At 70.3% G+C, this 26,403-nt stretch carries 32 protein-coding genes and 2 pseudogenes; 18 read left to right on the forward strand and 16 right to left on the reverse strand.

Going from position 1 to position 26,403, the window contains the following annotated elements:
• Positions 1–9 precede the first annotated feature (9 nt).
• From V2J85_RS08905 to leuA, 3 genes are all read right to left on the reverse strand, one after another.
• Entirely contained in the window at positions 10–717 is a 708-nt protein-coding gene (locus tag V2J85_RS08905) for a DUF4232 domain-containing protein (protein WP_330821134.1), read from the reverse strand.
• 245 nt (positions 718–962) lie between these two features.
• Entirely contained in the window at positions 963–1,565 is a 603-nt protein-coding gene (locus tag V2J85_RS08910) for a hypothetical protein (protein WP_330821135.1), read from the reverse strand.
• Positions 1,566–2,277: 712 nt separating this feature from the next.
• Entirely contained in the window at positions 2,278–3,999 is a 1,722-nt protein-coding gene (gene leuA / locus V2J85_RS08915; RefSeq protein WP_330821426.1) for a 2-isopropylmalate synthase, read from the reverse strand.
• Positions 4,000–4,360: 361 nt separating this feature from the next.
• On the opposite strand from leuA, the gene V2J85_RS08920 reads away from it, so the two are divergent.
• A complete protein-coding gene (locus V2J85_RS08920) occupies positions 4,361–5,050 on the forward strand; it encodes a FadR/GntR family transcriptional regulator (RefSeq protein WP_330821136.1) in 690 nt (229 codons plus the stop codon).
• A gap of 41 nt (positions 5,051–5,091) precedes the next feature.
• Here V2J85_RS08920 and V2J85_RS08925 read toward each other — a convergent pair whose 3' ends face one another.
• The gene (locus tag V2J85_RS08925; RefSeq protein ID WP_330821137.1) at positions 5,092–7,572 is read right to left on the reverse strand and encodes an MFS transporter; all 2,481 of its coding nucleotides are present in this window, start codon (positions 7,570–7,572) and stop codon (positions 5,092–5,094) included.
• Between the two features lie 378 nt (positions 7,573–7,950).
• Positions 7,951–8,637, reverse strand: coding sequence for a ScbR family autoregulator-binding transcription factor (locus V2J85_RS08930; protein ID WP_261954196.1), 687 nt, complete (start codon positions 8,635–8,637; stop codon positions 7,951–7,953).
• Positions 8,638–8,811: 174 nt separating this feature from the next.
• On the opposite strand from V2J85_RS08930, the gene V2J85_RS08935 reads away from it, so the two are divergent.
• Positions 8,812–9,795, forward strand: coding sequence for a ScbA/BarX family gamma-butyrolactone biosynthesis protein (locus V2J85_RS08935; RefSeq protein WP_261954197.1), 984 nt, complete (start codon positions 8,812–8,814; stop codon positions 9,793–9,795).
• 118 nt (positions 9,796–9,913) lie between these two features.
• Positions 9,914–10,678 carry an SDR family oxidoreductase gene (locus V2J85_RS08940; protein ID WP_261954198.1) on the forward strand — a complete coding sequence of 255 codons (765 nt, stop codon included), beginning with the start codon at positions 9,914–9,916 and terminating at the stop codon, positions 10,676–10,678.
• A 20-nt stretch (positions 10,679–10,698) separates the two neighbouring features.
• Here the strand turns inward: V2J85_RS08940 and V2J85_RS08945 are convergent, their stop codons facing one another.
• A complete protein-coding gene (locus V2J85_RS08945; protein ID WP_330821427.1) occupies positions 10,699–11,220 on the reverse strand; it encodes a methylated-DNA--[protein]-cysteine S-methyltransferase in 522 nt (173 codons plus the stop codon).
• A gap of 130 nt (positions 11,221–11,350) precedes the next feature.
• Positions 11,351–11,578, reverse strand: a complete 228-nt coding sequence (locus V2J85_RS08950; RefSeq protein ID WP_030417114.1) for a hypothetical protein — start codon at positions 11,576–11,578, stop codon at positions 11,351–11,353.
• 122 nt (positions 11,579–11,700) lie between these two features.
• Between V2J85_RS08950 and V2J85_RS08955 the strand changes: the two genes are divergently transcribed.
• Positions 11,701–12,906: a cytochrome P450 family protein gene (locus V2J85_RS08955; protein ID WP_330821138.1), complete on the forward strand. Its 1,206-nt coding sequence runs from the start codon at positions 11,701–11,703 to the stop codon at positions 12,904–12,906.
• Between the two features lie 93 nt (positions 12,907–12,999).
• Here V2J85_RS08955 and V2J85_RS08960 read toward each other — a convergent pair whose 3' ends face one another.
• From V2J85_RS08960 to V2J85_RS41255, 5 genes and pseudogenes are all read right to left on the reverse strand, one after another.
• Positions 13,000–13,899: a 2-hydroxy-3-oxopropionate reductase gene (locus tag V2J85_RS08960; RefSeq protein ID WP_330821139.1), complete on the reverse strand. Its 900-nt coding sequence runs from the start codon at positions 13,897–13,899 to the stop codon at positions 13,000–13,002.
• Positions 13,900–13,953: 54 nt separating this feature from the next.
• On the reverse strand, positions 13,954–14,793 hold the full coding sequence (locus V2J85_RS08965; RefSeq protein ID WP_261954201.1) for a TIM barrel protein: 840 nt from the start codon (positions 14,791–14,793) through the stop codon (positions 13,954–13,956).
• A 113-nt stretch (positions 14,794–14,906) separates the two neighbouring features.
• Positions 14,907–16,688: a glyoxylate carboligase gene (gcl, locus tag V2J85_RS08970; RefSeq protein ID WP_261954202.1), complete on the reverse strand. Its 1,782-nt coding sequence runs from the start codon at positions 16,686–16,688 to the stop codon at positions 14,907–14,909.
• A 298-nt stretch (positions 16,689–16,986) separates the two neighbouring features.
• The gene (locus tag V2J85_RS08975; RefSeq protein WP_330821140.1) at positions 16,987–17,595 is read right to left on the reverse strand and encodes a flagellar basal body-associated FliL family protein; all 609 of its coding nucleotides are present in this window, start codon (positions 17,593–17,595) and stop codon (positions 16,987–16,989) included.
• Between the two features lie 149 nt (positions 17,596–17,744).
• Positions 17,745–17,903, reverse strand: a pseudogene (locus tag V2J85_RS41255) (acyl-CoA dehydrogenase family protein); the annotation flags it as partial.
• A 409-nt stretch (positions 17,904–18,312) separates the two neighbouring features.
• Here V2J85_RS41255 and V2J85_RS41260 point away from each other — a divergent pair.
• From V2J85_RS41260 to V2J85_RS09025, 10 genes and pseudogenes are all read left to right on the forward strand, one after another.
• On the forward strand, positions 18,313–18,903 hold the full coding sequence (locus tag V2J85_RS41260) for a GntR family transcriptional regulator (protein WP_419836762.1): 591 nt from the start codon (positions 18,313–18,315) through the stop codon (positions 18,901–18,903).
• A gap of 70 nt (positions 18,904–18,973) precedes the next feature.
• Positions 18,974–19,390, forward strand: coding sequence for a hypothetical protein (locus V2J85_RS08985; RefSeq protein ID WP_330821141.1), 417 nt, complete (start codon positions 18,974–18,976; stop codon positions 19,388–19,390).
• A 217-nt stretch (positions 19,391–19,607) separates the two neighbouring features.
• Positions 19,608–20,177 carry a recombinase family protein gene (locus V2J85_RS08990; RefSeq protein WP_330821142.1) on the forward strand — a complete coding sequence of 190 codons (570 nt, stop codon included), beginning with the start codon at positions 19,608–19,610 and terminating at the stop codon, positions 20,175–20,177.
• Positions 20,174–20,407 carry a hypothetical protein gene (locus tag V2J85_RS08995; RefSeq protein ID WP_330821143.1) on the forward strand — a complete coding sequence of 78 codons (234 nt, stop codon included), beginning with the start codon at positions 20,174–20,176 and terminating at the stop codon, positions 20,405–20,407. The genes V2J85_RS08990 and V2J85_RS08995 overlap by 4 nt, the downstream gene beginning before the upstream one ends.
• Before the next feature lie 12 nt (positions 20,408–20,419).
• Positions 20,420–20,515: pseudogene (locus V2J85_RS09000) on the forward strand (endonuclease domain-containing protein); the annotation flags it as partial.
• A gap of 60 nt (positions 20,516–20,575) precedes the next feature.
• Positions 20,576–20,722: a hypothetical protein gene (locus V2J85_RS09005; protein WP_330821144.1), complete on the forward strand. Its 147-nt coding sequence runs from the start codon at positions 20,576–20,578 to the stop codon at positions 20,720–20,722.
• Positions 20,723–20,881: 159 nt separating this feature from the next.
• The gene (locus V2J85_RS09010) at positions 20,882–21,193 is read left to right on the forward strand and encodes a hypothetical protein (RefSeq protein WP_330821146.1); all 312 of its coding nucleotides are present in this window, start codon (positions 20,882–20,884) and stop codon (positions 21,191–21,193) included.
• A gap of 2 nt (positions 21,194–21,195) precedes the next feature.
• Complete coding sequence (locus tag V2J85_RS09015) at positions 21,196–21,357, forward strand: hypothetical protein (protein WP_330821147.1); 162 nt, start codon at positions 21,196–21,198, stop codon at positions 21,355–21,357.
• A gap of 11 nt (positions 21,358–21,368) precedes the next feature.
• Positions 21,369–21,524, forward strand: coding sequence for a hypothetical protein (locus tag V2J85_RS09020; RefSeq protein WP_330821148.1), 156 nt, complete (start codon positions 21,369–21,371; stop codon positions 21,522–21,524).
• Between the two features lie 11 nt (positions 21,525–21,535).
• Positions 21,536–21,739, forward strand: coding sequence for a hypothetical protein (locus tag V2J85_RS09025; protein ID WP_330821149.1), 204 nt, complete (start codon positions 21,536–21,538; stop codon positions 21,737–21,739).
• An 84-nt stretch (positions 21,740–21,823) separates the two neighbouring features.
• Here V2J85_RS09025 and V2J85_RS09030 read toward each other — a convergent pair whose 3' ends face one another.
• Positions 21,824–22,099, reverse strand: a complete 276-nt coding sequence (locus V2J85_RS09030; protein WP_330821150.1) for a DUF3761 domain-containing protein — start codon at positions 22,097–22,099, stop codon at positions 21,824–21,826.
• A gap of 455 nt (positions 22,100–22,554) precedes the next feature.
• Here V2J85_RS09030 and V2J85_RS09035 point away from each other — a divergent pair, with 455 nt between their 5' ends.
• The 3 genes from V2J85_RS09035 to V2J85_RS09045 all read left to right on the forward strand — a co-directional run bounded on the left by V2J85_RS09035 (position 22,555) and on the right by V2J85_RS09045 (position 24,266).
• Positions 22,555–22,725, forward strand: a complete 171-nt coding sequence (locus tag V2J85_RS09035; protein WP_330821151.1) for a hypothetical protein — start codon at positions 22,555–22,557, stop codon at positions 22,723–22,725.
• Positions 22,726–22,851: 126 nt separating this feature from the next.
• Positions 22,852–23,586, forward strand: a complete 735-nt coding sequence (locus V2J85_RS09040) for a hypothetical protein (protein WP_330821153.1) — start codon at positions 22,852–22,854, stop codon at positions 23,584–23,586.
• 233 nt (positions 23,587–23,819) lie between these two features.
• Positions 23,820–24,266, forward strand: a complete 447-nt coding sequence (locus tag V2J85_RS09045) for a YebY family protein (RefSeq protein WP_330821154.1) — start codon at positions 23,820–23,822, stop codon at positions 24,264–24,266.
• Positions 24,267–24,323: 57 nt separating this feature from the next.
• On the opposite strand, the gene V2J85_RS09050 is transcribed toward V2J85_RS09045, so the two are convergent.
• Entirely contained in the window at positions 24,324–24,563 is a 240-nt protein-coding gene (locus V2J85_RS09050; protein WP_330821155.1) for a hypothetical protein, read from the reverse strand.
• A gap of 185 nt (positions 24,564–24,748) precedes the next feature.
• Here V2J85_RS09050 and V2J85_RS09055 point away from each other — a divergent pair, with 185 nt between their 5' ends.
• The gene (locus V2J85_RS09055; RefSeq protein ID WP_330821156.1) at positions 24,749–25,459 is read left to right on the forward strand and encodes a hypothetical protein; all 711 of its coding nucleotides are present in this window, start codon (positions 24,749–24,751) and stop codon (positions 25,457–25,459) included.
• A 4-nt stretch (positions 25,460–25,463) separates the two neighbouring features.
• Here the strand turns inward: V2J85_RS09055 and V2J85_RS09060 are convergent, their stop codons facing one another.
• Together V2J85_RS09060 and V2J85_RS09065 are read right to left on the reverse strand one after the other, a co-directional pair.
• Positions 25,464–25,772, reverse strand: coding sequence for a hypothetical protein (locus V2J85_RS09060; protein ID WP_330821157.1), 309 nt, complete (start codon positions 25,770–25,772; stop codon positions 25,464–25,466).
• On the reverse strand, positions 25,769–26,374 hold the full coding sequence (locus tag V2J85_RS09065; RefSeq protein ID WP_330821158.1) for a collagen-like domain-containing protein: 606 nt from the start codon (positions 26,372–26,374) through the stop codon (positions 25,769–25,771). Before V2J85_RS09065 ends, V2J85_RS09060 begins: the two co-directional genes overlap by 4 nt.
• Positions 26,375–26,403 lie beyond the last annotated feature (29 nt).

Consider the following 26,403-nt stretch of genomic DNA (forward strand, 5'->3'; position numbering starts at 1 on the left):
GTGCCGGCGTCAGCCCAGCGAACCGGCCTCCACCGCGGTCACGTCGAACCGGCCGCCGCACACCCGCAGCCCGCGGCTGCCGGTGGTCATCGACTCCTTGGACCCGGGCGGGTAGACGAAGACGATCTGCGAACGGCTCCAGCACGGGGTGTCCGACACGCCCTCGTTGACGGTGTGCAGCACGGCGTGCGCGCTCTGCCCCGGCTGGAGACGGACCACGCCGCCCGGGCCGCCCTCGCGGGTGGCGGGCTTGCCGACCGGCGAGCCGTCCCGCTGGATCAGCGAGACCCCGGGGAAGCCGCGCAGCGTGCAGGCCTTCTTGCCGTTGTTCGTGAAGACCAGGGGGTAGTGGATGTTGCCCGCGCCGATGTCGGAGGCGCCCAGCCGCAGCGACATGTTGGCGGCGGTGCAGCGGTCCGACGCCGTCATGGCCGAGGCGCGCGACTCCGTGGTGCCCGGCACGTTGCCCTTCGCCTTGCCGCCGGTGGACGCCGCGTTCGCCGAGGGCCGCTCGCCACCGGCCGACTGCTGGGTGCCGCCGGAGGGCTTGGCACCGCTGCCGGCCTCCTGGGAGGTGGCGGATGCGGCGGCCGACGAGGGGCGGGAGGCGGCGCCGGTCCCGTCCTGGCAGGCGGTGAGCGCGAGCGCCGCGACGGCGATCAGCGATCCGGCGGCGACACGGCGGCCACGGCCGAGTGTCTTGGTGGTGAGCGACATGAGTGTCTCCCCCTCGTCTGGTAGGTGCGAGCTCATCGTTTGGTTGCGTACGGTCCGTCGGTTGCTCTTCCAGCGTGGCCCCGGGCGCTGCCGGTCCGCTAACGAGGCACTAACACACCACTAACGAGCCGGCCCGGGCGGCGCGCCGATAGCGCCGGCACGTCTTTGACCAGCCGGAATTCCGGGGCGTCGCTCAGGCTCGCAGAAAATCCCCGAGTTGCGGACGCGGCACCACCAGGTTCTGCCTACTTCCCGGGTCCCTGGTCGGCTCCGATGTTCGGCGGATCGGCGACCGGGTTGCCGTGGAAATCCCGGTTACCCCCGTTCGGCACCGTTACCCCCGCCCCCAGCGCCGGGGAGCCGGCCCGCAGCCGGGTATCGGTCGGGGACACGAACCGCGGATCGCCGCGGACCGCGCCGGTGTCGCCCGCGGGGATGCCGGAGATCCGGGCGTACAGGTTGTGGTCGTAGGTGTTGTGCCCGTCGCTGATCGGGGAGCCGGCCGCCGCCCCGGCGAAGAGGTTGTCACGGAAGGTGACCCCGCCGGGGCCGTTGCCGCTGACCATGGCTGTGCCCGGGGCGGTGGTGCTGATGGTGTTGTTGTGCACCAGGGTGCGGGTGGCGGGTCCGCAGACGACCGAAATGACGCCGTAGGGCGCACTGGTGTTGCGGTCGTCAACGCTGACGTTGTACCGGACGGTGTTGCGGTCGGAGGTCATTCCGGCGCCGTTGCAGATCAGCAGGAAACCGCCCTCGTTGTCGACGAGGTTGTGCTCGCCCCGCGCGCCGACCGCGTTCTGCGCCACGATCCCGTCGCCGCCGACGTCGCGCACGGTGTGGTGGTGCACGGACAGCCCGGTGACCGGCGCGAACGTGGTGCCGGGTCCATCGGGATGTTCGGGGCGGCGGCCCCAGGTCGACGAGGTCCCGATGCCGGTGGTGCCCGGTGCCGAAGTCGTGCAGCCGGACCAGCACCCCGGCGCGCCGGTCCGTGGTGGTGGCCGGGCCGGTGTTGGTCACGTCCAGGTCGCGCAGTTCCCAGTACTCGACGTTGTCCAGCAGTATCGCGGCCCGTGCGCCGGCGCCCGCGATACGCGGGGCGGCGCCGCTGCCTGGGCGGCGGACGCCGGCGCGCGTCCGCCGCCAGGCGGTCGTGGGGGCGGTGCCGGCCGCGCCGTCGGAGCCGGCGGCGCAGTCGACGTAGTAGGTGGTGCCGGCCTGGTGGCGGGCGGGGCGCCGGCCGGCGTCGGGCACCGGCGCGGCCTGGGCGGCGGGCGGTCCGGCCGGCGCCGCGAGCAGGATCAGGGCGGCCAGGGAGGCCTTCTTCCTTACGCCTGCGGTGAGTTGAGGTATCGGCAGCGTCCGTCCGAGCCACGGGTGTCCCGGCAACGTCTCTCCCCTTCCGTGGGCCGGCCCGCGCATCGGGCGCGCGGGCGGCCACATCGTTGAGCACGCGGTACGGGCGGACAAGGCGTGCCGGCGGAAAGTGCAAGCGTTGCCGCGGAAAGTGCCACCGCGTGGGCGGCGGGCGCGCGCCGGCGTCCGCCGCCCACCGACCGGCTAGTCGCCGCTTCCGGTCCCCCGGTCCCGCGCCGCCCGGTTGACGGCCGCGAGCACGGCCCGCAGGGAGGCGGTCAGGACGGAGGTGTCCTGGCCCGCGCCCCAGTACGTCAGGCCGCCGATGCGGCACCGGACGTAGGCGACGGCGGCGCTGTCCGGCCCGGAGGTGAGGGCGTGTTCGGCGTAGTCGAGGATCTCCGCGGGGTGGCCGGCGGCGGCCAGCGCCGCGGTGAACGCGGCGAGCGGACCGTTGCCGGTGCCCTCGGCCTGCCGTGCGTCCGCACGGCGCCCGGCGTGGCCCAGCGTGCAGCGGATCCGGTGCTCACCCGGCGCGGGCTCGGTCGCGGTCCAGGAGTCCAGGGTCAGCGGCCCCTCCTCCCCCGGGGCGAGGTACGTGCCGCGGAACAGCTCCCACAGCTCCTTGGGGGTCGCCTCCTGCCCGCTGTCATCGGTCGCCCGCTGGACGACACCGGAGAAGTCCGGGCGCAGCCCCTGCGGCAGGTCCAGCCCGTGGTGCAGCCGCAGCAGATGCGCGATCCCCCCTTTGCCCGACTGGCTGTTGACCCGGATGACCGCCTCGTAGCTGCACCCGAGGTCCGCGGGGTCGACCGGCAGGTACGGCACCGTCCACGGCGCTTCGGACTCCGGTACGCCCAGTTCGGCGGCGCGCCGGGCGTGGTGGGCCAGGCCCTTGCTGATGGCGTCCTGGTGGGTGCCGGAGAACGCGGTGTGCACCAGGGCGCCGGCGTAGGGGTGCCGCGGGTGGACGGGCAGCCGGATGCAGTCCTCGACGGTGCGGCGCACGGTCGCGAGGTCCGAGAAGTCGATCATCGGGTCGACGCCCTGGGTGTGCAGATTGAGCGCGAGGGTGACCAGGTCGACGTTCCCGGTCCGCTCGCCGTTCCCGAACAGGCACCCCTCCACGCGCTGCGCCCCGGCCAGGACGGCGAGTTCCGCGCACGCCACGCCGGTGCCGCGGTCGTTGTGCGGGTGTACGGAGAGCACGACCGCGTCCCGGCGCTCCAGGTGGCGGTGCAGGTACTCGATCTGATCCGCGTACACATTGGGCGTGGCGACCTCCACCGTGGCCGGGAGGTTATGGGTCACCGGGCGCTCCGGGGAGGCGTCCCACAGCTCGGTCAGACCGTTGCAGATCTCCAGGACGAGATCGGGCTCGGTGAGGTTGAAGACCTCGGGCGAGAACTGGAACCGGATGTCGGCCTGCGGGCGGGCCGCGGCCAGCCGCGCCATGTGGGCGGCCGCGTCCCGCACCAGGTCGCGCACCTCGGTCCGGCTGCGGCCGAGGACCACCTCGCGCCAGGTGGGCGCGGTGGCCGTGTAGAGGTGCACGACGGTGCGCGGCAGCCCGTCCACGGCGGCGAAGGTCCGCTCGATCAGCTCGCGCCGGGCCGGGGTGAAGACCACCACGGTGACGTCGTCCGGCACCGCGCCGCTTCCGGCCAGATGGCGGACGAAGTCGAAGTCGGTGCGGCTGGCGGAGGGGTAGGCGACCTCGATCTCCTTGAAGCCCATGGAGACGAGCAGATCGAACATCCGGCGCTTGCGCGGGATGTCCATCGGTTCGGCGAGCGCCTGGTTGCCGTCGCGCAGGTCGACCGGCACCCACAGCGGGGCCCGCTCGATCCGGGCGGCGGGCCAGGCGCGGGTGGTGACCGGTACCTCGACGCGTTGGTGCGCGGGCCGGTAGCGGTGGGACGGCATCGCGCTGTGGCGCTGCGGGTTCCACGCCGGCGCGTCGGCGGGCACCGGACCGGTGGGCGTGCGGAGGGCGGGAGCGGGGGCGAGTGCGAGGGAGGTGCCGGTATCGGTGCGGCCGGTACGGGAGTTGCTGGTGTCGCGGTCGGGGCCGGACATCTCGTGGGGGATCTCGTGGGACATCGCGTTCCTTCAACAGGAGCCGGAGAAAGACCGGCAGCACCGAACCCCGCGGCGGGGTGCCGGTCGCGTCAAGCCCCGCCGCGGCGGCCGAGAAGGAGACCACGCAGCGTCATGCCGGGTACAGTAACCACACATCAACTCCTCAGACAACCTGAGTTGTTCGGAAGGTGCGAGGTACCACGGCATGCCGCTCGAAGCGCTCCGCCCCAGCCCCCTGGTCGAACAGGCCGCCCAGCGGCTGCGGGACCAGATCACCGGGGGCGACTGGCCGGTGGGCACCCGGCTTCCCGGAGAGACCACCCTGGCCAAGACCCTCGGCGTCGGCCGCTCGACGGTGCGCGAGGCCCTACGGGCGCTGGCCGGTGCGGGGCTGGTCCAGCCGCGCCAGGGCGCCGGGGTGTTCGTGATCGCGACCGTGCCCACCGAGGACTGGCCCGCCCGGCTGCGCCGCGCGGCCGTCGGTGACGTCTACGAGGTGCGCGCCATGGTGGAGGTCCAGGCCGCCCAACTGGCCGCCGTCCGGCGCACCGACGACGATGTCGCCGCCCTGCGCGCCGCCCTGGAGAGCCGCCGTACCGCCGCCGGGTCCGGCACCGCGGCGTTCGTGGACGCGGACATCGCCCTGCACGCGGCCGTCGTCGCGGCCGCGCACAACCCCGTACTGACCGATCTCTTCACGGAGTTCGTGCCCGCCCTGCGCCAGGGGTTGATCGACCTCGTCGAGCTGCTGGACCTGCGCGGCCGGGACCCGCAGCCCGGCGATGCCCGGCACGCGGCGCTGGTCGACGCGGTCGCGGACGGCGACGGCGCGAGGGCGAGCCGGATCCTGCGGGAGGAATTCGACGAGACGCTGGGGCAGTTGGCGGGGCGGTGAAGGGAGGGGCGCGTACGGGCCGGACGTACGCGCCCCTCGGCTCAGCCGTCTGTGACGGAGGGCCGGGGGTCGGCGGTGGACGGCTGGGGATCGGCCGCTGACGGCTGGGTGAGGGTCAGGTCGAGGGTCTCCTCGGCGCCGCCGGTGAGGGATATCGGGGCGGCGTGCGGCGGGTAGCCGGCCGCGGTGAGGGTGTACCGGCTCCCGCACAGACCGGAGAAGGCGAACGCGCCGTCCGGTCCCGTGACGGTGTGCCCGGTGACCGTGCCGTCCGCGAGGAGGGTCACCGCGGCGTCGGCCAGCGGGCGGCCGCCCGGCCCGCGCACCGTGCCGCGGACGGTGGCGGCCGGCCGCAGCCGGACGTCCTGGCGCTCCTGGCCGGCGCCACCGGACACCTCCACGGCACGGGCCTGCGGCTGGTGGCCGGGGGCGCTGAGGACCAGGGTGTAGCCGCCGGGCGGGAGTTCGGCCACCTCCCACCGCCCGTCGGCCCCGGAGGCCGTACGGGCCACCACCTCACCCGTCGCGTCGGTGACGACGATGCCGCCGCCGGCGAGCGGGGTGCCCCCGGGGCCGCCGCACAGCGTGCCGTGGAGCCGGCCACCGGCGGTGAGGACCAGATCCGTCTCGGCGGTCGCGCCCGCACCGCGGTAGGTCGCGGAGGCGGCGTACGGGGCGTGTCCGGGCGCGGCGGCGGTCAGGACGTACGTACCGGCCGCCGGGGCGGCGAGCGCATACCGCCCGTCGGCCACGGTGGTGGCGACGCCGGCCTGCCGCCCCTGGTGGTCGATCAGCGTGACGCTCGCCCCGGGGACCGGCCCGCCGTGGGACCCGAGGACACGGCCCCGGAATCCGGGCCGCGGGTCGCTCGCGGCCCCACCTTCGTCGCCGCCCTGGCCGGTTCCGCGGGCGGGGTCGGCGTCGGCGCCCTGGTCGATCCCGCGGTCGTTGTTGTCGTCGTTGTCGTCGTCGTTGTTGTTGTCGCCCGTGCCCTGACCGGCCCCGTGGTCGCCGTCGTCGGTGCTCTGCGCGACCAGGGTCGGCCGGGGCGGCTTGCGCTGCGACGGCAGGAAGGAGGCCAGCGCCACGCCGAGGACGACCGCGGCCGTGGCGATCAGGAAGGAGACCCGGAAGCCGGCCATCGTGGGGACCGTGGCCGGGCCCATCCGCTGGGACATGTGGGCCAGCACCATGCCGATCACCGCACTGGAGACCGAGGTGCCGATCGAACGCATCAGGGTGTTCAGGCCGTTGGCCGCGCCGGTCTCGGAGGCGTCGACGGCGCCGATGATCAGCGCGGGCAGCGAGGAGTACGCCAGCCCGATGCCGGCGCCGACGACCACGGCGATGATGACGGTCTGCCAGGCGGCGTTCATCAGGCCGATGCCCGCGCCGTATCCGACGGCGATGACCAGCATGCCCAGCAGCAGCGTCGCCTTCGGGCCGCGCCGGGCCGCGATCCGCGCGTACACCGGCGCGACCAGCATCATGGTCAGCCCCAACGGCGCCACGCACAGGCCGGCGACCACCATGGACTCGCCCAGGCCGTAGCCGGTCGACTCGGGCAGCTGCAGCAGCTGCGGCAGCACCAGCGAGATCGCGTAGAAGGCCACCCCGACCGTGATCGAGGCGAGGTTGGTCAGCAGCACCTCGCGGCGGGCGGTGGTGCGCAGGTCCACCAGCGGGTCGGCGATGCGCAGTTCCATCACGCCCCACAGCACCAGGACCAGCACCGCGATCCCGAACAGCCCGAGGGTGGTGGGTGAACTCCAGCCCCAGTCACTGCCCTTGGTGATGGGCAGCAGCAGCGCCACCAGCCCCGCGGACAGCCCGACGGCGCCCGCCACGTCGAAGCGGCCCGGGGCGCGGACCGGCGTCTCGGGCACCAGGAGCAGGGTGAGCAGGATGGAGAGCACGCCGAGTCCGGCGGCGCCGAAGAACAGGCTGTGCCAGTCGGCGTGTTGGGCGACGAGGGCGGCCGCGGGCAGCGCGAGTCCGCCGCCCACGCCGATCGAGGAACTCATCAGCCCCATGGCCGAGCCGAGCCGTTCGCGCGGCAGCGCGTCGCGCATGATGCCGATGCCGAGGGGTATCGCGCCCATCGCGAAGCCCTGCAGCACCCGGCCGACGATCATCGTGAGCAGATCGCTGGTGAGCCCGCAGACCACCGAGCCGACGACCATGACCGCGAGGCTGGTCAGCAGCATCCGCCGCTTGCCGTAGAGGTCACCGAGCCGCCCCATGATGGGGGTCGCGACGGCACCGGCGAGGAGAGTGGCCGTCATGACCCAGGTGGCGTTGCTCGGCGCGGTGTCGAGGAGCACCGGCAGGTCCTTGATGACCGGTACGAGCAGCGTCTGCATCACCGCGACGACGATGCCGGCGAAGGCGAGGACCGGGACGATGGCACCGCCGGCTCTGCGCTCTCCGTCCGCGGCCGGTCCGGACACCGCGGGGGTCTCGGCGGCGCCCACGGCACCCACGCCCCTTCCGGGGAGCTGATCCGTCGTCGTCTGCGTCATGCGTGCGGCCTCCAGGCGGCGGAAGGACTGTCGTCAGAAGTCATGAGGAGTCATCAAGAACGGGGCAGGGCGCCGACCCGGCGGGCGCCCTTGATACGTGCATGACGAACGTTTCCACTCGGCGGACTATTCCGCACGTCGCGAGGCATCCGCAGCACCACACGGTGATCTGCCTCACGCCGCCCACCGGACCGACGAGAACCAGTGAAGCGCGCACCACTGACAATCCAACGCACGAAGAAGGCGCCGCGGCCTTTCCGCGACACCTTCCCGAGGTCTTCGCAATGCCTCCGGACCTCGATCGATCAACACCGCGTGCGCGGTATGTTTCCCCGCCCGAATTCCGCGTTTTACGTGAATCGTCCGGCGGCGCGATCCTCAGCTCGCGACGACATCCAGTCCGGTGCCGGTCCCCGCCGCGGACTGCGCCTTCTGCTGCAGTTCGGCATTCAGTTTCTCCCCGCGCTCTGGGTCGAGATGGAGCTTGGCGAGGATGGCGGGCACGGCGATGCTGGGCAGCGTGTGCTGGAAGAAAACGGTCAGCCGGTGGGAGAGGTCGGCCCGGTTGGAAAACGCCTGCGACATCATCTGCAAACCGGCGAAGGCACCGACGAAGAGCTCGGCGGTGTCCCGCACGTCAACGCTCTCCAGCACCTCGCCGCGCCCCTTCGCCTCGTCGAACAACGCCTCGACGAACTGGCTCCAGGCGAGCATCGACTGCCTGCGGTCCAGGTGATTGGAGCCCTGCTCGACGGCCAGCCGCGCGGCCCCGCGCTGAATCGGGTCGGTACGCAGTCGGAAGGCCAGCACGTGACCGGAGTCGACGAATTCCTGCAGTTTGATCGGCTGCGGCTCGACGGCGATGTCGACCACCTGCTCCTGGAGGATGGCGAGCGCGAGCTGCTCCTTGGAAGCGAAATGGAAATACAGGGCGCCCTTCGTCACGCCGGCGCGTTCGAGGACTTCGGCGATCGTCGCGCGGTCATAGCCCTGCTCGTCGAACACCGCGGCGGCCGACTCCAAGATCACTCGCCGGGTCCTGATCGCACGGTCCTGTTGTGCCACAGGACGCCTCCTGTCTCTCGAAATCTGCCATTTCCGCCGGTGTGGCCACCACGTCAAGTCGCCCCGCCACCAGCGTATTTCCCCCTTCCCTCAGCCCGGCATTGAAAATAAAACCGGATGGTACGTATCTTAACAGCGATGGACCTCATCCCGTAGAGACGCCTGGGGGCAGTCATGAGCGACACGATGCACGTCAGCGGCACCGCTCAGCCCACGACCCCGCAGCAACTGCACCACCCCCGCAACCCCGGCGACACCCTTCCGCCCCCCTCCCGCACCCTCGTCCCCCGGGAATGGGTCCATCGCCCCCTCCTCGACGACGTGCTGGTCACCTCCTGGCGGCGCGTGGACGACGCACACTTCTCGCTGACCGCCGAGTGGCCCCACGACCACGGGTACTTCACCACTCCCCACGGCCGTCATCATCCCATTCTCACCGGCGAGACCATCCGCCAGGCGGGGCTGTTGATCTGCCACACCGAACTCGGCGTTCCGGTCGGACACCACTTCATCCTCGGCGACCTCGTCTACACCATGGACCCCGAACACCTCGCCGTGGGCGACCGACCCACGTCCCTCACGATCGACGTCACCTGCAGCAAGCTGCGGATGCGGGCCGGAACCCTGGTGAGCGGCCGGTTCGACATGACCATCCGTAAGGCGGGCCGGATCGTCGCGACGGGCCACTCCAATGTGACCGTCACCTCGCCCGGTGTCTACCACCGGATCCGCGGCGACCGCCTCACCGCCCGGCGCGGCCTCGGCCCCCTGCTGCCCCCCGTCGCACCGCACCTCACCGGCAGCGCCACCGAGCACGACGTCCTGCTCTCCCCCACCGACCGGCCCGACCGCTGGGTGCTGCGCGTCGCCCCCGGTCACGCCGCCGTCGTCAACCCGGCGAACGACCACATCCCCGGAATGGTGCTGCTCGACGCCGCCCAACAGGCCGCCCGCGCCCGCACCGCGCCCGGCGGCTTCGTCCCGTACGCCGTCGGCACCGAATTCCGCCGCTACGCCGAACACGGCGTCGCCTGTGAGATCGAGGCCCGGCGCGTCCCCTCGGCACTGCCCGGCAGCACCACCGTCCAGGTCACCGGAACGCAGCAGGACGAGCCGGTCTTCGTGACCACCCTGACGGCGCTGGACGCCCGCGACTGAGCGACACGCTCACCCGCCACGTGCTTCGCGCGGCGAAGCCGGCACCGCTGCAATCCCCCGCATGCCACAGTCATAGGCGGCCGCATGCCCGCCTCACGTACACGGAAGGCCAACACTCATGGGTGACCTCAACGGGAAGACCGCGCTGGTGACCGGCGCCAGCCGGGGCATCGGCCGGGGCATCGCCCAGCGCCTGGCCCAGGACGGCGCGCTGGTCGCCGTCCACTACGGCAGCAACGACATCGCCGCCAAGGAGACCGTCGAACACATCAGAGAGGCCGGCGGCCAGGCCTTCATAATCGGCGCGGAACTGGGGGTCCCGGGCGACGCCGAGGCTCTCTTCTCCGCCTTCGACGACGGGCTGGCGGCGCACGGCGCACGGGCGGGCCTCGACATCCTCGTCAACAACGCCGCGATCAGCCTGCCGGGACACATCGACGAGGTGACCCCCGAGGAGTTCGACCGCATCCTCGCGGTCAACACCAAGGCGCCGTTCTTCGTCACCCAGCACGGGCTGCGCCGGATGCGCGACGGCGGACGCATCATCAACATCTCGTCGGCGGTGACCACTACGGCCTTCCCGTCGACCATCGCCTACGGCGTCTCCAAGGGCGCGGTGGAGACCCTCACCCTCACCCTCGCCAAGGACCTCGGCGAGCGCGGGATCACGGTGAACACCATCGCCCCCGGCTTCATCGAGACGGACATGAACGCCGCGATGCGGGCGACGCCCGAGGCGCATGCCGCGCTGGCGGCGATCTCGGTGTTCAACCGGCTCGGCCGCCCCGCGGACGTCGCCGACGTCGCCGCGTTCCTCGCCTCCGACGACTCCCGCTGGATCACCGGCCAGCGCATCGACGTCACCGGCGGGTCCATGCTCTGAGCGCGCGGCCCGCGCCCGGGTCAGAGCGGGCGCGGCGCGGCGCCCTCCAGGCCGAGCAGCTGCCGCTTGCGTTCCGGCCCGGCCGCGTAGCCCGAGAGCGAGCCGTTCGCGGCGATCACGCGGTGGCAGGGCCGCACGATCAGCAGCGGGTTGCGGCCGATCGCGGTCCCCACCGCGCGGACCGCCGCCGGCGCCGCCCCGATCGCCTCGGCGACCCGCCCGTAAGTGGTCGTGGTGCCGTACGGAACGGCCTCCAGGGCCTGCCAGACACGCCGCTGGAAGGCGGTGCCACGGGTGGCCGCGGTGTCGGCGTACTCGATGTCGAAGCGGGTCAGCGTGCCGTCGAAGTAGGCCCGCAGCTGCCGCGCGATCCCGTCGAACGCGGCGGGGTCGCGGACCCAGCCGTCCTGTACGACCGCACCGCCCTTCTGCCCGGGCAGGGACAGCGAGACGAGCGCGGTACCGCCCGGTGCGGTGGCCGACTCCTCCCCGACCAGCAGGAGTTCGCCCAGCGGGCTGTCGAGGGTGGTGTAGAGCGTCATGAGCGTCACGGAATCCACTGTGCCGCAGGTCGGAGCGGTCCACCGGCGGAAATCGGACATCGAGCTGCGGGCGTCGTGCTGCGCGGACCGCGCCGCCGTGCCGGGCGGCCGGGCCGCGGTGGCCGGTGGCTCAGGCGGACGGCATCGGCCAGTCGTCCAGCGAGCCGCCCCGCCATTCGACCAGCCGCGGGTCGTCGAGCCGGATGTCCTCGGCCGGGCCGGCGACCCCGGCCCGGCGGAGGAATTCGGCCACGTCGCCGCGGCCGTGGGCCAGGCCGACGATCTGCCCACGCACGGTCACCCGTCGTCCACCGGACGGTGTCGGCGGGTGCACGATGACTGGCGGGTGCTCGGTCATGCCTCCAGCGTGCGACGGGCGGCGCACTCCCGCACGTCGACCGCCTCCAGGGGCGGCAATCGTTGCCCACGCAAGGACTCCCCGCAAAGAATCAAGGACTCCCTACAAGGAACGGTGTTGCCGTGCAGAGAAACGCCTCGGGAGCGGATCCGGATCCCCTGGCCTCGCCGCAGTACTTCCGGGACCCGTACCCGCTGCTCGCCGCCGTGCGGTCACGCGGTCCCGTGCAGCGGATCAGGACCGCGAACGGCCGGACGACATGGCTGGTGACGGGGTGGGCGGAGGCGCGGGCGGCGCTGGCCGACGCCCGGCTGTCGAAGGACACCGCCCGGTACTTCGCCGGCCGGCCGAGCAACCGCGACCTGGCCCCCGCGGTCAGCCGCACCCTGCTCGCGACCGACCCGCCGGACCACGGCCGGCTGCGGAAACTGGCCCTGGCGGCCTTCACCCCGGCGGCCGTCGCACGCCTGGAACCGCGCATCCGGGTGCTGGCCGAGGAACTGGCCGACGCGCTGGCGGAGCGTGTCGGGGCGGATCTGGTCGAGGGCTTCGCGGTGCCGCTGCCGATCGCCGTGATCAGCGAGCTGCTGGGGGTCCCCGAGCCGGACCGCGCGGCGGTACGGCGCTGGTCCAACGAACTGTTCGCCGCGGCCGCCCCGGACACCGTGGACCGTGCGTCACATGCCCTGAGCGGCTATGTGACCCGGCTGATCGCGGACCGGCGCGGGGCCCCCGGGGACGATGTGCTGAGCGGCCTGATCGCCGCCCGGGACGAGGGCGATCGGCTCTCCGAACCCGAACTGGTCTCGCTGGCCGTGCTGTTGGTGGTCGCCGGGCACGAGACGACGGCCAACCTCATCGGCAACGGCATGGTGACCCTGCTCCGCGACGAAGCCCTGCGCGCCCGGCTCCGGGCCGACCCCGGGTTGCTGCCCGCCGCGGTCGAGGAATTCCTGCGCCATGACGGCCCGCTGACCGTCGCGACCTTCCGCTACGCCACCGAACCGCTGGTCCTCGGCGGCGCCACGATCGCCGCGGGCGATGTCGTCCAGGTCGCGCCCGGCGCCGCCAACCGCGATCCGGCACGGTTCGACGCACCGGACTCCGTACGACTCGGCCGCGCGGGCGGACACCTCTCCTTCGGGCACGGCCCGCACCACTGCCTCGGCGCGGCACTGGCCCGCGTCGAGGCCCGGATCGCGTTCGAGGTGCTGCTGACGCGCTGGACCGACATCCGTCCCGCGGGCGCGGGCCCGGACGCGGTGGAATGGCGGCGGACCCGCCTGATGCGCGGACCGGCGCGCCTGCCGGTGACGTTCGTCCGCTGAGCCCGGAAGCACGAGAACCGGCGCCGCGACCGCAGTGCGGCGGTCGCGGCGCCGGCCGTTCGGGACCGTCGCGGGACGTGCCCGCGGACCGGCTCAGCCTTCGGTGGTGGGGTATCCGGAGAGGCGTTCGACGCCGCGGAGGAGGGCGGAGTGGTCCAGGCCGCCGTCGCCCTGGGTGCGCAGGGAGGCGACGAGTTGGGCGACGACGGAGCCGACGGGCAGGGCGGCGCCGACGGTGCGGGCGGCGTCGGTGACGATGCCCATGTCCTTGTGGTGCAGGTCGATGCGGAAGCCGGGTGCGAAGTCGCGGTTTTTGAAGTTGTCCTTCTTGCGTGTCAGGACGGTGGAGCCGGCCAGGCCGCCGTTGAGGACGTCCAGGGCGGCGGTCAGGTCGACGCCGGACTTCTCCAGGAAGACCACGGCCTCGGCGCAGGCCTGGATGTTGACGGCGACGATGAGCTGGTTGGCGGCCTTGACGGTCTGGCCGGAGCCGTGCGGTCCGCACAGCACGATGGTCTTGCCGAGGGCTTCGAGGATCGGGCGGGCGGCGTCGAAGTCGGCCTGCTCACCGCCGACCATGATCGACAGGACGGCCTCGATGGCACCGGCCTCGCCGCCGGAGACGGGGGCGTCCAGGACCCGGATGCCCTTCTCGCCGGCCGCGCGGGCCAGGTCGATGGAGGTCTGCGGGGTGATCGAGGACATGTCGATCAGCAGCGCACCGCGCCGGGCGTTCTCCAGGATGCCGTCGGGGCCGTAGGCGATGGCCTCGACCTGCGGGGAGGCCGGGACCATGGTGATCACGACATCTGCGTCGGCGACGGCCTCGGCGATCGAGGTGGCTGCGGTGCCGCCGTTGCCGGCCAGGCGCTCGAGCTTGTCCTGCTCGAGGGTGTAGCCGGTGACCGCGTAACCGGCCTTGATCAGGTTCTCGGCCATGGGCGAGCCCATGATGCCCAGGCCGATCCACGCGATCTTGGGCAGATTGCTCATCGAAATAACCTCTTTCACACTCAAAAATCAGGGGACAGCGAGCGGCGGACCCCGTTATGGGGCGGCGCGCAGCGGGGCCGGCAGCCAGGCGAACGACGACGCACTCGGGGTGTCGCCGGGCTTGTACTCCAGGCCGATCCAGCCGTCGTAGCCGGCCTTCTTCAGGCGGTCGAGCAGGGCGTCGAAGTCGAGTTCGCCGGTGCCGGGGGCGCCGCGCCCGGGGTTGTCGGCGATCTGCACATGCGCGGTCTTGGCGGTGTAGCGGTCGATGACCTCGTCCAGGTCCTCGCCGTTCATCGACAGGTGGTACAGGTCCATCAGGAAGCGGGCGTTGTCCAGGCCGGTCGCCGCGTTCACCGCGTCCACCGTCTCGATCGCCTTCGGCGCCGAGACGATCGGGCACTTCGGCGACTCGGGCGCGTTGAGCGCCTCGATGAGCAGCGTGCCGTCGACCTCGGCCACCGCACGGGCGGCGAAGGCGAGGTTCTCCAGCGCGAGCCGGTCCTGCTCCTCCTCCGGGACCCCGTCGACGCGGTTGCCGTACAGGGCGTTGAAGGTCGTGCAGCCCAGCGACTTGGCGAACTCGATCGCGACGGGCACGTTCGCCCGGAACTTCTCCGACTCCTCGCCCGGAATGGACAGGGCGCCGCGGTCCGGGCCGGGCAGCTGGCCGGCGTAGAAGTTCAGGCCCACCAGGCGGGTGCCGGCGTCGGTCAGGGCGTCGCGCAGCGCGTCCAGCTCCGCCTGCTCGGGGACCGGGGCGTCCACCCACGGCCACCACAGCTCCACCGCCGTGAAGCCCGCCGCCCGCGCGGCCGCCGGCCGCTCCAGCAACGGAAGCTCGGTGAACAGGATCGACAGATTGACGTTGAAGCGCGTGTCCGTGAAAGCCATGAGGCCCGGCGCCCCTTCCGAATAGCGGATTTGCGTTTCTGTTCTACGGGATAGTGGCGACGCCGGGCGCGCGGGTCAAGCGCGCCCGGCACACCACGGGATCCGGTCCGGCGTCAGCTCTTGAGCGGCTTGATCGCGGTCGGGGCGTGCCCCGGCTCGGTCGCCAGCTCTTCCCACTCGTTGACGCTGGCGATGTCGCTGCCGCTCATCGAGATGTTGGTGATCCGCTCCAGGACGGCTTCGACGACGACCGGGACGCGGTACTCGGCGGCCAGCTTCTTGGCCTCCTCGAAGGCGGCGCCCAGTTCGTTCGGGTCGGTGACCCGGATGGCCTTGCAGCCCAGACCCTCGGCGACCTTGACGTGGTCCACGCCGTAGACACCGATCTCCGGCGAGTTGATGTTCTCGAACTCCAGGTTGACCTGGAAGTTGATGTCCAGGTTGCGCTGCGCCTGCCGGATCAGGCCCAGGTACGCGTTGTTCACCAGGACGTGGACGTAGGGGATCTTGTGCTGGGCGCCGACCGCCAGCTCCTCGATCATGAACTGGAAGTCGTAGTCACCGGAGAGGGCGACCACCGGCGTCTCCGGGTCGGCGGTGGCGACGCCCAGCGCGGCCGGAATGGTCCAGCCGAGCGGGCCGGCCTGGCCGCAGTTGATCCAGTGGCGCGGCTTGTAGACGTGCAGCATCTGGGCGCCGGCGATCTGGGACAGGCCGATGGTGGTGACGTAGCGGGTCTCCGGGCCGAAGGCCTTGTTCATCTCCTCGTAGACGCGCTGCGGCTTCATCGGGATGTTGTCGAAGTGCGTACGGCGCTGCAGCTCGGCCTTGCGCTCCTGGGTGGAGGCCGCCCACTCGCCGCGGTCGGGCAGCCTGCCGGCGGCCTTGAGCTCCTTGGCCACCTCGACGAACAGCTCCAGCGCGGCCTTGGCGTCCGAGGCGATGCCGTAGTCCGGGGCGAAGATCTTGCCGATCTGGGTGGGCTCGATGTCGACGTGGACGAACTTGCGGCCCTGGGTGTAGACGTCCAGCTTGCCGGTGTGGCGGTTGGCCCAGCGGTTGCCGATGCCCAGGACGAAGTCCGACTCCAGGAAGTTGGCGTTGCCGTAGCGGTGCGAGGTCTGCAGACCGACCATGCCGGCGTTCAGCTCGTGGTCGTCGGCGAGGATGCCCCAGCCCATCAGGGTCGGGATGACCGGGGTGCCGGTCAGCTCGGCGAACTCGACCAACAGGTCCGCGGCGTCGGCGTTGATGATGCCGCCGCCGGCGACGATCAGCGGCCGCTCCGACTCGTTGAGCAGCGCGATGGCCTTCTCGATCTGCGCGCGGGTCGCGGTCGGCTTGAAGGCCGGCAGCGGCTCGTAGGTCTCCGGGTCGAAGTCGATCTCGGTGAGCTGGACGTCGATCGGCAGGTCGATCAGGACCGGGCCGGGGCGGCCGGAGCGCATCAGGTGGAAGGCCTGCTGGAAGACGCCGGGGACCTGGGCGGCCTCCATGACGGTGGTCGCGGCCTTGGTGACCGGCTTGGCGATCGAGGCGATGTCGACGGCCTGGAAGTCCTCCTTCTGGATCACCGCGGTCGGCGCCTGGCCGGTGATGCAGAGGATCGGGATGGAGTCGCCGATCGCGGAGTAGAGGCCGGTGATCATGTCCGTGCCGGCCGGGCCGGAGGTACCGATGCAGACGCCGATGTTGCCCGGGTGGGTCCGCGTGTAGCCCTCGGCCATGTGCGACGCGCCCTCGACGTGACGGGCCAGCGTGTGGTCGATGCCGCCGGCGCCCTTGAGCGCGGCGTAGAAGGGGTTGATCGCGGCGCCCGGCACTCCGAAGGCGTTGGTCACGCCCTCACGCTTGAGGATCTCCACCGCGGCGCGGGCGGCTGTCATTCGAGGCATCGCGTACTCCTGCGTCGACCTGTCACGAGCGGACCCCGGCGAGAGCCGGGACACCTGATTCCGTATCGTGGAATCAATGTTTTGCTTTATGGAAGGAAAGTAGAGCGCGATGCACCGGCCGTCAAGGGGGAGCCCTGCCGACCCGGCCGGCCGACCTGCAGCAAGGGGCACGGTTCGCACGACACGGAGGGGCGGGCGCCGAAACGGCGACGCCCCGCCGCGATTGCTCGCGACGGGGCGTCGGGGGTGTCCGATTCGGAACCGGACCGGTTCCCTGCCGGAACCGGACGGAACCGGACTAGAAGTTGCCGTTGGAGAGGATCTCCCCCTTGGCGTCATAGATGGTGACCAGGCCGTTCCTGGAGTCCTTCCAGTCGGCGAAGGCGCTGGCGATGAGCTTTCCCTCGCTCTGGTGCGGCCCCATGATGCCGCCGGTGAAGTCCGTGTAGACGTCGGCCGAGTCGAGGATGTCGTTCTGCTCGTCGGCGCCCTGGACCTTGGTGACGTGCGCGATGGCCGCCTTTTCGTTGGCGGTCCCGTTCTTGTTCACGAACGCCTTGAACCGGTCGGCCTGCGACGCGGGCGCCTTCGGCTTCTTCTCCGGAGCCGAACCGCGCTTCGCCCGGTCCGAACTCCCCTTTACGGGAACGGACTTGGCGTCATCATTCGCCTGCTGCTCCTGCTTCGGGGCCGCGGCGACCTGGTCCGGCTTGTCGGTTCCGGACGAGGCGCCACCCCCGCTGAGGGCCGCACCGATCACGCCGAGGATGACGAACACGCCCACCGCGCCTCCGCATCCGAGGCCGACCTTCGCCCCGGTGCTCATCTTCTTCGGCGGCGGGGCGTACATACCGGGCGGCGGTGGCGGCTGATGCCCGGGCCGGTCCGGGAACTGTTGATACGTCACGATCCCCCCAAGGTTGTTCCGGGAGGGCGAGAGTAGCGGATTGTTGAATCCGGAAATAGATGAAGTGAAGAACTTGTGACATTCCCGTGAAGACGGCGCGGCCCACCCGTAACCGGGTCCGGCCGCGCCGCACCTGCGGGAGACGGCCGCTACCGGATCGGCATCCCCGACAGCGTCCGGGCGATGACCAGGCGCTGGATCTCGCTGGTGCCCTCGAAGATGGTGTAGATCGCGGCGTCGCGATGCATGCTTAGCCGGCACGCTGCCTCATTGCGGCGTTGACCTGGCCATTCCCCCCGCATTCCGTCGCGTATCGCCGGATTGCTTGGACGTTCCGTTGGGTTCAAAGTGAAAGATCAACTCCCAAAGATCTCCCAAGTCCCCTATGCGCACCACCGGCCGCGCCTGGGCAGAATGCCAGTGGGCCCCCTTCCGTGTACGGAGGGGGCCCACCTACGCCGGGGAACGAGGGGGCCACCCCGGATCCCGGCACGACGTGAGGGGTGGCATGACATTCATCCTGCCCCGCCACACCCACATCATTGGCATGTTCACACAATCGCGTGAACATGCGTTCGATTTTGCATGGGGTCGTCACCCCGCGACCAGGCCTACGACGAAGCCTTCACCAGCACAGATCACCCAGGCTATCTGCTACGTAACAGATACGACAGGCTCCCCTACGGTGGCGACCTCAAGATCGCCACCGGGGATGCCATGGATGCGCCGCACCAGCAACTTGCCGCCACGCTGCGGCGGCGCATTACAGACGGCATCTATCCCCCGGGCTCCACATTCCCCTCGATTCGCGCCATCGCTCGGGAGCACGGGGTAGGCGCCGGCGCCGCATTCCTCGCCGTCGACACCCTCCGATCGGAGGGATTGCTTGAGGGGCGCCCTCGCCGCCGGCTGACGGTGGCGCACCCTGTAGGCGTGCGCACCCTCTCCAATGCCGACGCCCCATGGCCTCACAGTCACGGAGATGTCGAGCGGACCCGGGTGCGGGCCGACGATGACCTGGCAGCGCGACTTGGCGTCCAGCCAGGAGTTGCACTGCAGCGGGAGCGAGTCGAGCGCCTTGACCCTGACGGCCGGCCAGCGATGGTGGTGACCACGTGGCACCGCGGCACGGGGCGACGGCACGTGTCATACCGAGTGACGGTTCGCACGGAGTCCATGGCGCGCTTGGATGCCGATTTGCTGGGACTCCCAGCGGACACCCCCGCCTTGATCGTGCAGCGGACACGGTATGGCGCGGACGGTGCACCGGTGGAGGTAGCAGATCTCGTACTCCCCTCAGATCGCTGACCCCGAAGCCCTCCCGGGCTTTCAGCGGTACTGGCAGCAGTCCGGTCGCACCCCGTGGGACGAGCGGCTAGTGGAATCCCTGACGCTCACGCAGATATGGCCGCTCCTCTCCCTCGCCCAGCAACAGGCCGTCATGGCGCTCGCCCTCACCGGTGACCACCAGGAAGCAGCCGATTCCCTGGGGCTGACGCTGATCGCATTCTCCGGCCGGCTGAAGAACGCGCGCCGCAGGGTCTTCCAGCTCTGGTACGAGCATGAGACGCCCCCGCGACGGCGACGACTCGACAAGCGAGTGCTGACCCACTCCGGGACATGGCAGGGCCGGCGACTTCTCACGGAGTCGGATCTGGAGCGACTGCGGAGCCGACGCAACAACGGAGCCACCCTCCAGGCCCTGTCGGAGGAGACCGGCTACTCCAAGGCAGGACTGTCCAACCTGCTCGCCGGAAAACGGAAGCCCGCGCGAGATCGACAGGAGGCGGCATGACGGCCGCAGGGTTCGGCTCAACTGTTCGGGCCCTGACCCTACGGTCACGGAAAGACCTTGCTAGCGCATAACGTTCCCTGAAGCGCCCCGCGTCGACGTCCGCAAACGAACGTCTGTGAGACGGATTGCTTCAACAGGGCCTTCCTGCACCTTTGTTGTTACAGAACCCGTGTCCGCATCTATGTAACGATCACCCCCGTTTTCGATACAATGAGTCATGCGAATCGGCTACGGACGCGTATCGACAACCGACCAACACCCCGAAGCTCAGCGCGATGCCCTCCAGGCCGCCGGCTGCGATGAGATCTTCATCGACAAGCTCAGCGGCAAACTCGCCTCCCGCCCCGAACTCGACAAGGCGCTCGTCGCCGTCCGCAAGGACGACCACCTCGTCATCACCAAACTCGACCGACTCGGCCGGTCCCTGCGCAACCTGATGGATCTGTCCGACCAACTCCAAGAGCGCGGCGTCGGCCTCGTCGTCCTCGACCAAGGCATCGACACCTCGACGCCGGCCGGGCGTCTCTTCTTCCAGATCATCGGAGCCATCGCCGAGTTCGAGCACAGCCTGATGGTCGAGCGCACCAAGCAAGGACTCGAAGCCGCCAGGGCTCGCGGACGCACCGGCGGCCAGAAACCCAAGCTCCGCCCCCGCCAGATCCAGCTCGCCCGGCAGATGTACGACGAGGTCGGCGCCGACGGCAAGCGAAAGCACACCGTCCAGCAGATCGCCGACGAGTTCGGCGTCAGCCGCCCCACCATCTACCGCCACCTGGAGCGCACATGACGATCTCCAAGGCGAGCGAGGCTCACGGCTCGCTGGAATGGGCCACGAAGCAGGTGCAGCGCCAGAAGCGCTTGGAGCGAGAGTGGTTGGGCGACACGACGGCACGACGCCCCTCCTTCGCCGAGGCCGAACTTCTCGACCGGCAGGGCATCCCGTCCTGTCACGTCTGGCGGATTCCCGAGAGTGAGGCTCCGCCTCACCTGTCCGCTACGCAAGCTCTCCGTCGCTGACAGGCAGGCGCGTGTGCCATCTGTAGCGCGTCCGGCGGACGTCTCCTTGTCGACCACTGCCACAAGACCGGGCTCGTTCGTGGCCTGCTCTGCACCAGCTGCAACACCGCAGAAGGGCTGCGCAGTTCACCAGCATTCGCCGCATACAGGGAGAGGCCGCCTGCAGTGATGTTGAGCGTCGAGGAGCAGTACGGCTCGCCCTGGGATGGTCACGGAAACAACGAGGACCGGCGCAACAAGGGGCAGCGGAACATGGCCCACGTCGACGCCGCGGAGGCCGTGTTCGCGGTAGTCGTGCCGCAGTTCCGGTCGTAGCCCAGGAGGAGCTCCGCACCGCCCTCGATACGGCATGTTGTCGGGGGCGGTGCAGTTCGGGCCACCCGGGGGGCGCACGCGATCCTGCCACGCTCCTCCTAGTTCATAATCCTTAGTCAAACTGCTTGCCAGGCAACCAAGGAGCACTACCTTGGTTGCATGACGAAGGAACCTCTCCCCCGCCTGATCCCGACCGGCACCTGCTGGTGCGGCTGCGGCGCCGAGATCGGCCTCGGCTCGTTCTTTGCGCGCGGCCACGACAAGGTCGCCGAAGCGGCCCTCGTTGCCGTCAAGTACGGCGGATCCATCCCGCAGATGCTCCACGCCAACGGCTTCGGCCCCAGCCACTCCGTCACGGCCAAGGCCGTCGAGGAAGCCGGCTGGCAGAAGTGCCCGCGCTGCGACTACGTCGGCGCCCCGGCCAGCGTCCGCAACCATGAGAAGAAGTGCACCGCCGCGAAGGAGTCCTGACCATGCAGCTCACGGACATCAAGAAGGACGGCACCACGACCATCGAGCTCACCGACGCGGAGGCGCACGCCAACCGTGACGCGCTCGCCAATGCCAGCGGTGACGGGGCGGCCTGGACGCTCCAGCGGCTCCTGTCCCACGCCCACGGCGACGCCGAGCAGTGAGGAGCACGACCATGAAGCAGGTCAACGCCATGACCGATGACGAGCTGCGGCAGGCGGGCATCTCGCAGGAGTGGGTGAGTGGCGCAGCACCCAGCGAGTGGCCCTACTACGACGAGGCGGGCGCCCCTATCCCGTCGCCCACCACCGACCACACCACCGAGCAGTGAGGAGCACGACCATGGAGGATGCTCCTACAGTTTGCCGCTGCGGCTGCGGCGAGACGCCCTCTCCTGGCAGCGAATGGCCGCCCGGTGGGCACGACCACCGGGCCGTCCATCAGCGCATCGCGCGCATCGGCTCCACGGTCGAGTTCTGCGACTGGTTCGATCAGCAGGTGCCGTCCGCCACCCCAAACTCCAGCGACCAGCACCGCGAGCAGTGACCGCCTGAGCTTGCACGCGCCGACGCCCCGCCTGAGGAAAGCAGGCGGGGCGTCGGCATGTGAGGCTATACGCCTCGGGTCGGTCTACTTGAACCAGTAGCTCACGCCGTGGTGGCGGCTGCAGGTGCCGGAGAAGTGCTTCGAGTAGGACCAGGTACCGTCCTTGCACTTGGCCATGACGCCGCGCGGGTGCTTGATGTGGGTGCCGCAGACGCCGACGGTGTGGTGTGCGCAGTGGACGGTGGCGGCCTGCGCGGTGCCGGCGCTGATGGTGATGGGTGCGATGACCGCGGCGGCGAGTGTGGCGGCGGCGATGGCGCTGCGGATACGGCGGGCCGGGCGCGTGAGTGTGCTGGTCAAGAGTCCCCCCAGTGCGGTGGTTCGGTTGGTGCGCTGAGCTTGGCACCTCCAGCGCCCCGCGGCCGGGCGTCAGGGGCGCTGTGACGAATGCGTGACGGGCCGTTCGATGGCGATCGATCCGTGGACGCGTCACCTCGGGGCACGAGGGCGCGGCATCGGCGGAGCCGAACGACGTGTTGCAGATCACCAGCCCCAGAACAAAAGGGGGCATTGCGATGCAAATGGGCGATGCTCCGCAAAGGATCCTTGGAGTGTCCCAGTTCATGATCCCCAAGGATCCTTGGAGTGAACGTATCGCCCACAACTCGCCTGGTACGGGGCCGCTTTGAACTGCAATACGCTTCCCCCTGCAACGCCGAAGAGCCCGCTACCGACCGCGTCTTGGCGGGCACAGGCCGGAAGGGGCTCAACTGCGAGGCGATCCCACACGCGCAAATCCAGAAGGGACCACTCCGATGAGAGGCAATCACATCCGGCGCCGCCTGCGCCACCTCGCCCAGCGTTGGCGGGCCTGGCGGTACCGCCGGCTTGTCATCCGTCAGCTGATCGGCGGTGCCGCGCACCAGGCCGGCTACATGGCCGTCGGCGTCACCGTCGCCGTGCTCTGGCACTACCTGCGCGGCTGACGCACAGCAGAGCGCCCCGCCTTGCCCGGGGGTGGGGCGTTTTCTACTCTGCGCCGATTGCGCCCTCCCTCTGGGCATCCTCAAATCTCCCACCAGCACTAGGCTGCGCTGCCCATAGTCGAGACTATGGACTTCGCTCCCGTCATCGCATCGGCCCTCGCCGCGTTCGTCACCGCGTCTGTCACTTCCTGGGCTTCCTTACGCACCTCCAGGACTACCTGGCAGGCCGCACACTCTGACCGAACTTTCGAGGCTCTCGCCGACCTCCTCGACGCCACCGATCTCGACCGGCACGACGGACGCCATCCTTTGAGCTTCACATCTGCCAGGACCCGAGTGCGCATCACCACGGGTGGCCCCGTCCGCGACCTGGCCGAGGGGGTCATCGGCGCCGCTGCCGACTTCAACCGCGCCCACGTCGACAGCTGGCGGCGCCAGCACCCCTACTTCCAGCTCTTGGACGCCCTGCGAGAGAACGCCAAGGACGCCCAAGTGTGCATTTCCCGGATCGATGAAGAAGACGACTCCTTCGGCGTCGCGTTGGAAGCGCTCCACATCAAGGCGCGTGACGCCCTTGAGGTCTTCTACGCTCGGCAGGACGCCGGCGAAGACCCCGACGCCGCCCCTGTGCGAAAGGCCATCAAGGACACGGACTGCTTCGGTACAGAAGAAGTCGACGCTCTCCTGCTTCCTCCGACCGAACGACGCGCCCTCCACCAGGGCCTCGCCGATCGGCAGCGCAGGCGGGCCGAAAGCCGCGCAGCGCTGGTCGACGCCCATAAACAGCTCGCCAATGCCGTCGCTATGTCGAGTACGACGCCCCCAGCGCGGTTGGCGCGGCAGCTGCGCCGTGCGCGGTGATCCAGGCCGTCACGCCAACGTGCCGGTGCACGCCACGGCCAAGTTGCCCACGGGGGGAGAACAACCTGTGAAGCCGGGGCCCCGGGGCAAGTGAGGCGTGCGGGGTTCCCTCAGACGGATCCTGCGGTCGGCGGGCTCGACAGGGCACCCCGGCGTCGCGATTCGGTAACGCCAGCGGCCCGCCTGACCACGGAGGGCTACATTCGCCTTTCCGCTGACCAAGGGGGACGAAAATGGCCGACGAGCCGCGACAGACGAGCAAGGCCGGGAGCGCTATCGCCGGCAGCTTCCTCGTGCTGATGTTCATCCTGGCCTGCGCGCAAAGCTGCGGCGCCCAGGACGATTCCTCTACCGCGGCACCGACAGAAACCAGATCGAGCATCGAGCCCAGCGACGACGACACCACCGCCGGCCCGCCGGCTTCCGACACGCACCTCGCCGTCGTCACCGCAGGCCGGTTCAAGGAGTGGCCCTTCACCGTCGACGCCGGCACCCTTCGATGCCGTGATGGCGTGTCCGTCACCTTCGAGGCCGGCGGCACCGAGTACGGCGTCAATGGCACCGCGCAGGACGCCGGGTATCCATCCGTCAAGCCCATCTGGGCCGAAGACAAAGAGCTCGGCAACGGGCTGAAGGTCGACATCTCCGAGGTGCTCGACTACGGGCGCGGGCTCTGCTGACGGCACAATAAATCGCCCCGCCGCCTGCCGAAGCAGGGGCGGGGTTGGGGGTACACCTCAGAAGCCAACGACCTTGCCGGACTTCACCTGCTCCTGGGACTCCATGACTAGGACGTTACTCGCCGGGACGGTGTAGATGGTGAACTCCCCCGGCTTCTTCCATTCGCTCTCGGAACGCGGGTCGATGTGGAGGAAGGATCCGTCGATGGCGACTCGCACGCCGTGGAGTCGGTCGAGCTTGATGTGCTGGGCGTTGGGGTCGGGGATCAGCTTGTCGTTCAGTTCAAGGGTGCGCACTGGGCGCCAGGGGAGGCTCGTCATGGCGGGATCATCGCGCACGGATGCGCCGCACGCGCGGCCCTCCCGTGAAGACCGGCCGCCGGTTGTTGAGCATGCAACGTTATGGTCACGAATCGCGCATCCTACTCCTCTCCGGCTCAACGCTCCCCTTACCGTGCCCAATCCACACACCAGGGGGCACTATGCGCACCACCACAGCTGCGGCCGTCATCGCCGCAACCTGCTTCTCTCTCGCCGCCTGCGGCGCCAGCGGCAGCGACAAGGCCGACGCACAGCCGCAGGCACCAAAGCCGTCACATAGCCGGTTCGACTGCAGCGAGAGCAGCCTCTCCCAGGTCGACTGGGTGAAGCATTGCAAAGACGCCGGCCCACAGAAGGCCAAGAGAGAGACCGGCAGCGCTATGGCCCTCGGCAAGACCGCCGAGACGATCGGGGCGCAGAATCCGATCGGCGGCGAGACTGGCGGTGGCGGCCTCGAGGTCACCCCGACCAGCGTCCTGTACGTGAAGAAGGCCATGGGCAGCACGTCATCTCGCGGCGTGTACGCCATTGTCACCGTGAAGGATCGGGCGCCGAATGCGGTTGCCGCGGCCGAGTCTGCGCCTATTGAGGGTGGCGGCTGGCAGTGGATCGCCCCGGACGGGCAGGCGCTGTCCGAAGGCGACGGAGACGCGTCGAGCATCGTGCCGAACGGTTTCGAGAGCGGCGGCATGGTGCAGGCCGGCACCTATAAGTGGACGTCGCGCGCCTTCGACATCACGAATGCTCAGCGCGGCGGGACCCTGCTGTACACCGACGGCGCTGGGAAGGCGTACCGGTGGAAGGTTTCCGCGACCGACACCGGGCCCGAACTGGCGGCGTTGAAGAAGGGTATGGCCGGCAACTACGGGTGAACCGTCAGCGGCTGGATGCGGGGGTGGGTGTGGGCACGTCAGCGCAGATCTTGTCGGCGGCTTTGCGCATCGCGGCACTGAGTTGCTTGGCGTTGTCGTCACGGAGAATCGCCCACAGAGCGCACGTGAGTTGCTGCTGGTCGGTGCGCTGCGCCTGCCCTGTGGTCTGTCCGGACCGGAGGGTGGTGAGCCGGTCCTGGGCGGTGGACTGCATCCATATGAGGACGCCAGCCAGCACGGTGACGGTGACGAAGACGGCGGCGATGATGGCGTTGCCGCCGACGGGGCGGCGGGCCGGTAGTGGTGCGGTCATGCTCCGCCCCTTCTGTTCAGCCTGCCGCCCAGCAGGTTGGGCAGCAGGGGCGTTTCGCTGGGTGAGGAGGTTGGGCTTGGGCTGACGGTCGACGGCTGGTCGCTGCTGGCACCCTTGCGGCGGCAGACGAGCGTGTCGGGGTCCTGCGGGTCGGGTTCGAGGACGTATCCGTCGGGGCAGGTCTGGCCGTCGCGCCCGTCCTTGCCGTCGGTGCCGTCTCGGCCGTTGGAGCCGGCGGGTCCCGTGGGGCCGGGGACGGTGGAGTCGGCGCCAGGAGCGCCCGACTGCCCGTCTTTGCCGTTGGTGCCGGGTGATCCGCTGGGGCCGGGTGATCCGGCTGGGCCGCGGGGGCCACGCGCGGTGGACTGCGCGCCGGGCTCGCCGCGGTCACCCTTCGGCCCTTTGGCTCCTGGCGTGCTGGTGCCGTCCTTCCCCGGGTGGCCGCGCGGGCCGACCACTGGCACACCGCCCATGCGCTGCACCTGCCTGGCAAGCGCATCCCGATCCGCGAGGGCCTGATGGAGTTGTGCTGAAAGCGACTGGATGGTGATGACGATCCAGGCCAGCAACGCCACCAGCAGGACGACGCCAGCGGTGTACATGAGGTCGGCCCGGCGCTTACGTCCGCGAT

It is taken from the genome of Streptomyces bugieae, from assembly GCF_036352915.1.
Classification (GTDB): Bacteria; Actinomycetota; Actinomycetes; order Streptomycetales; family Streptomycetaceae; genus Streptomyces; species Streptomyces endophytica.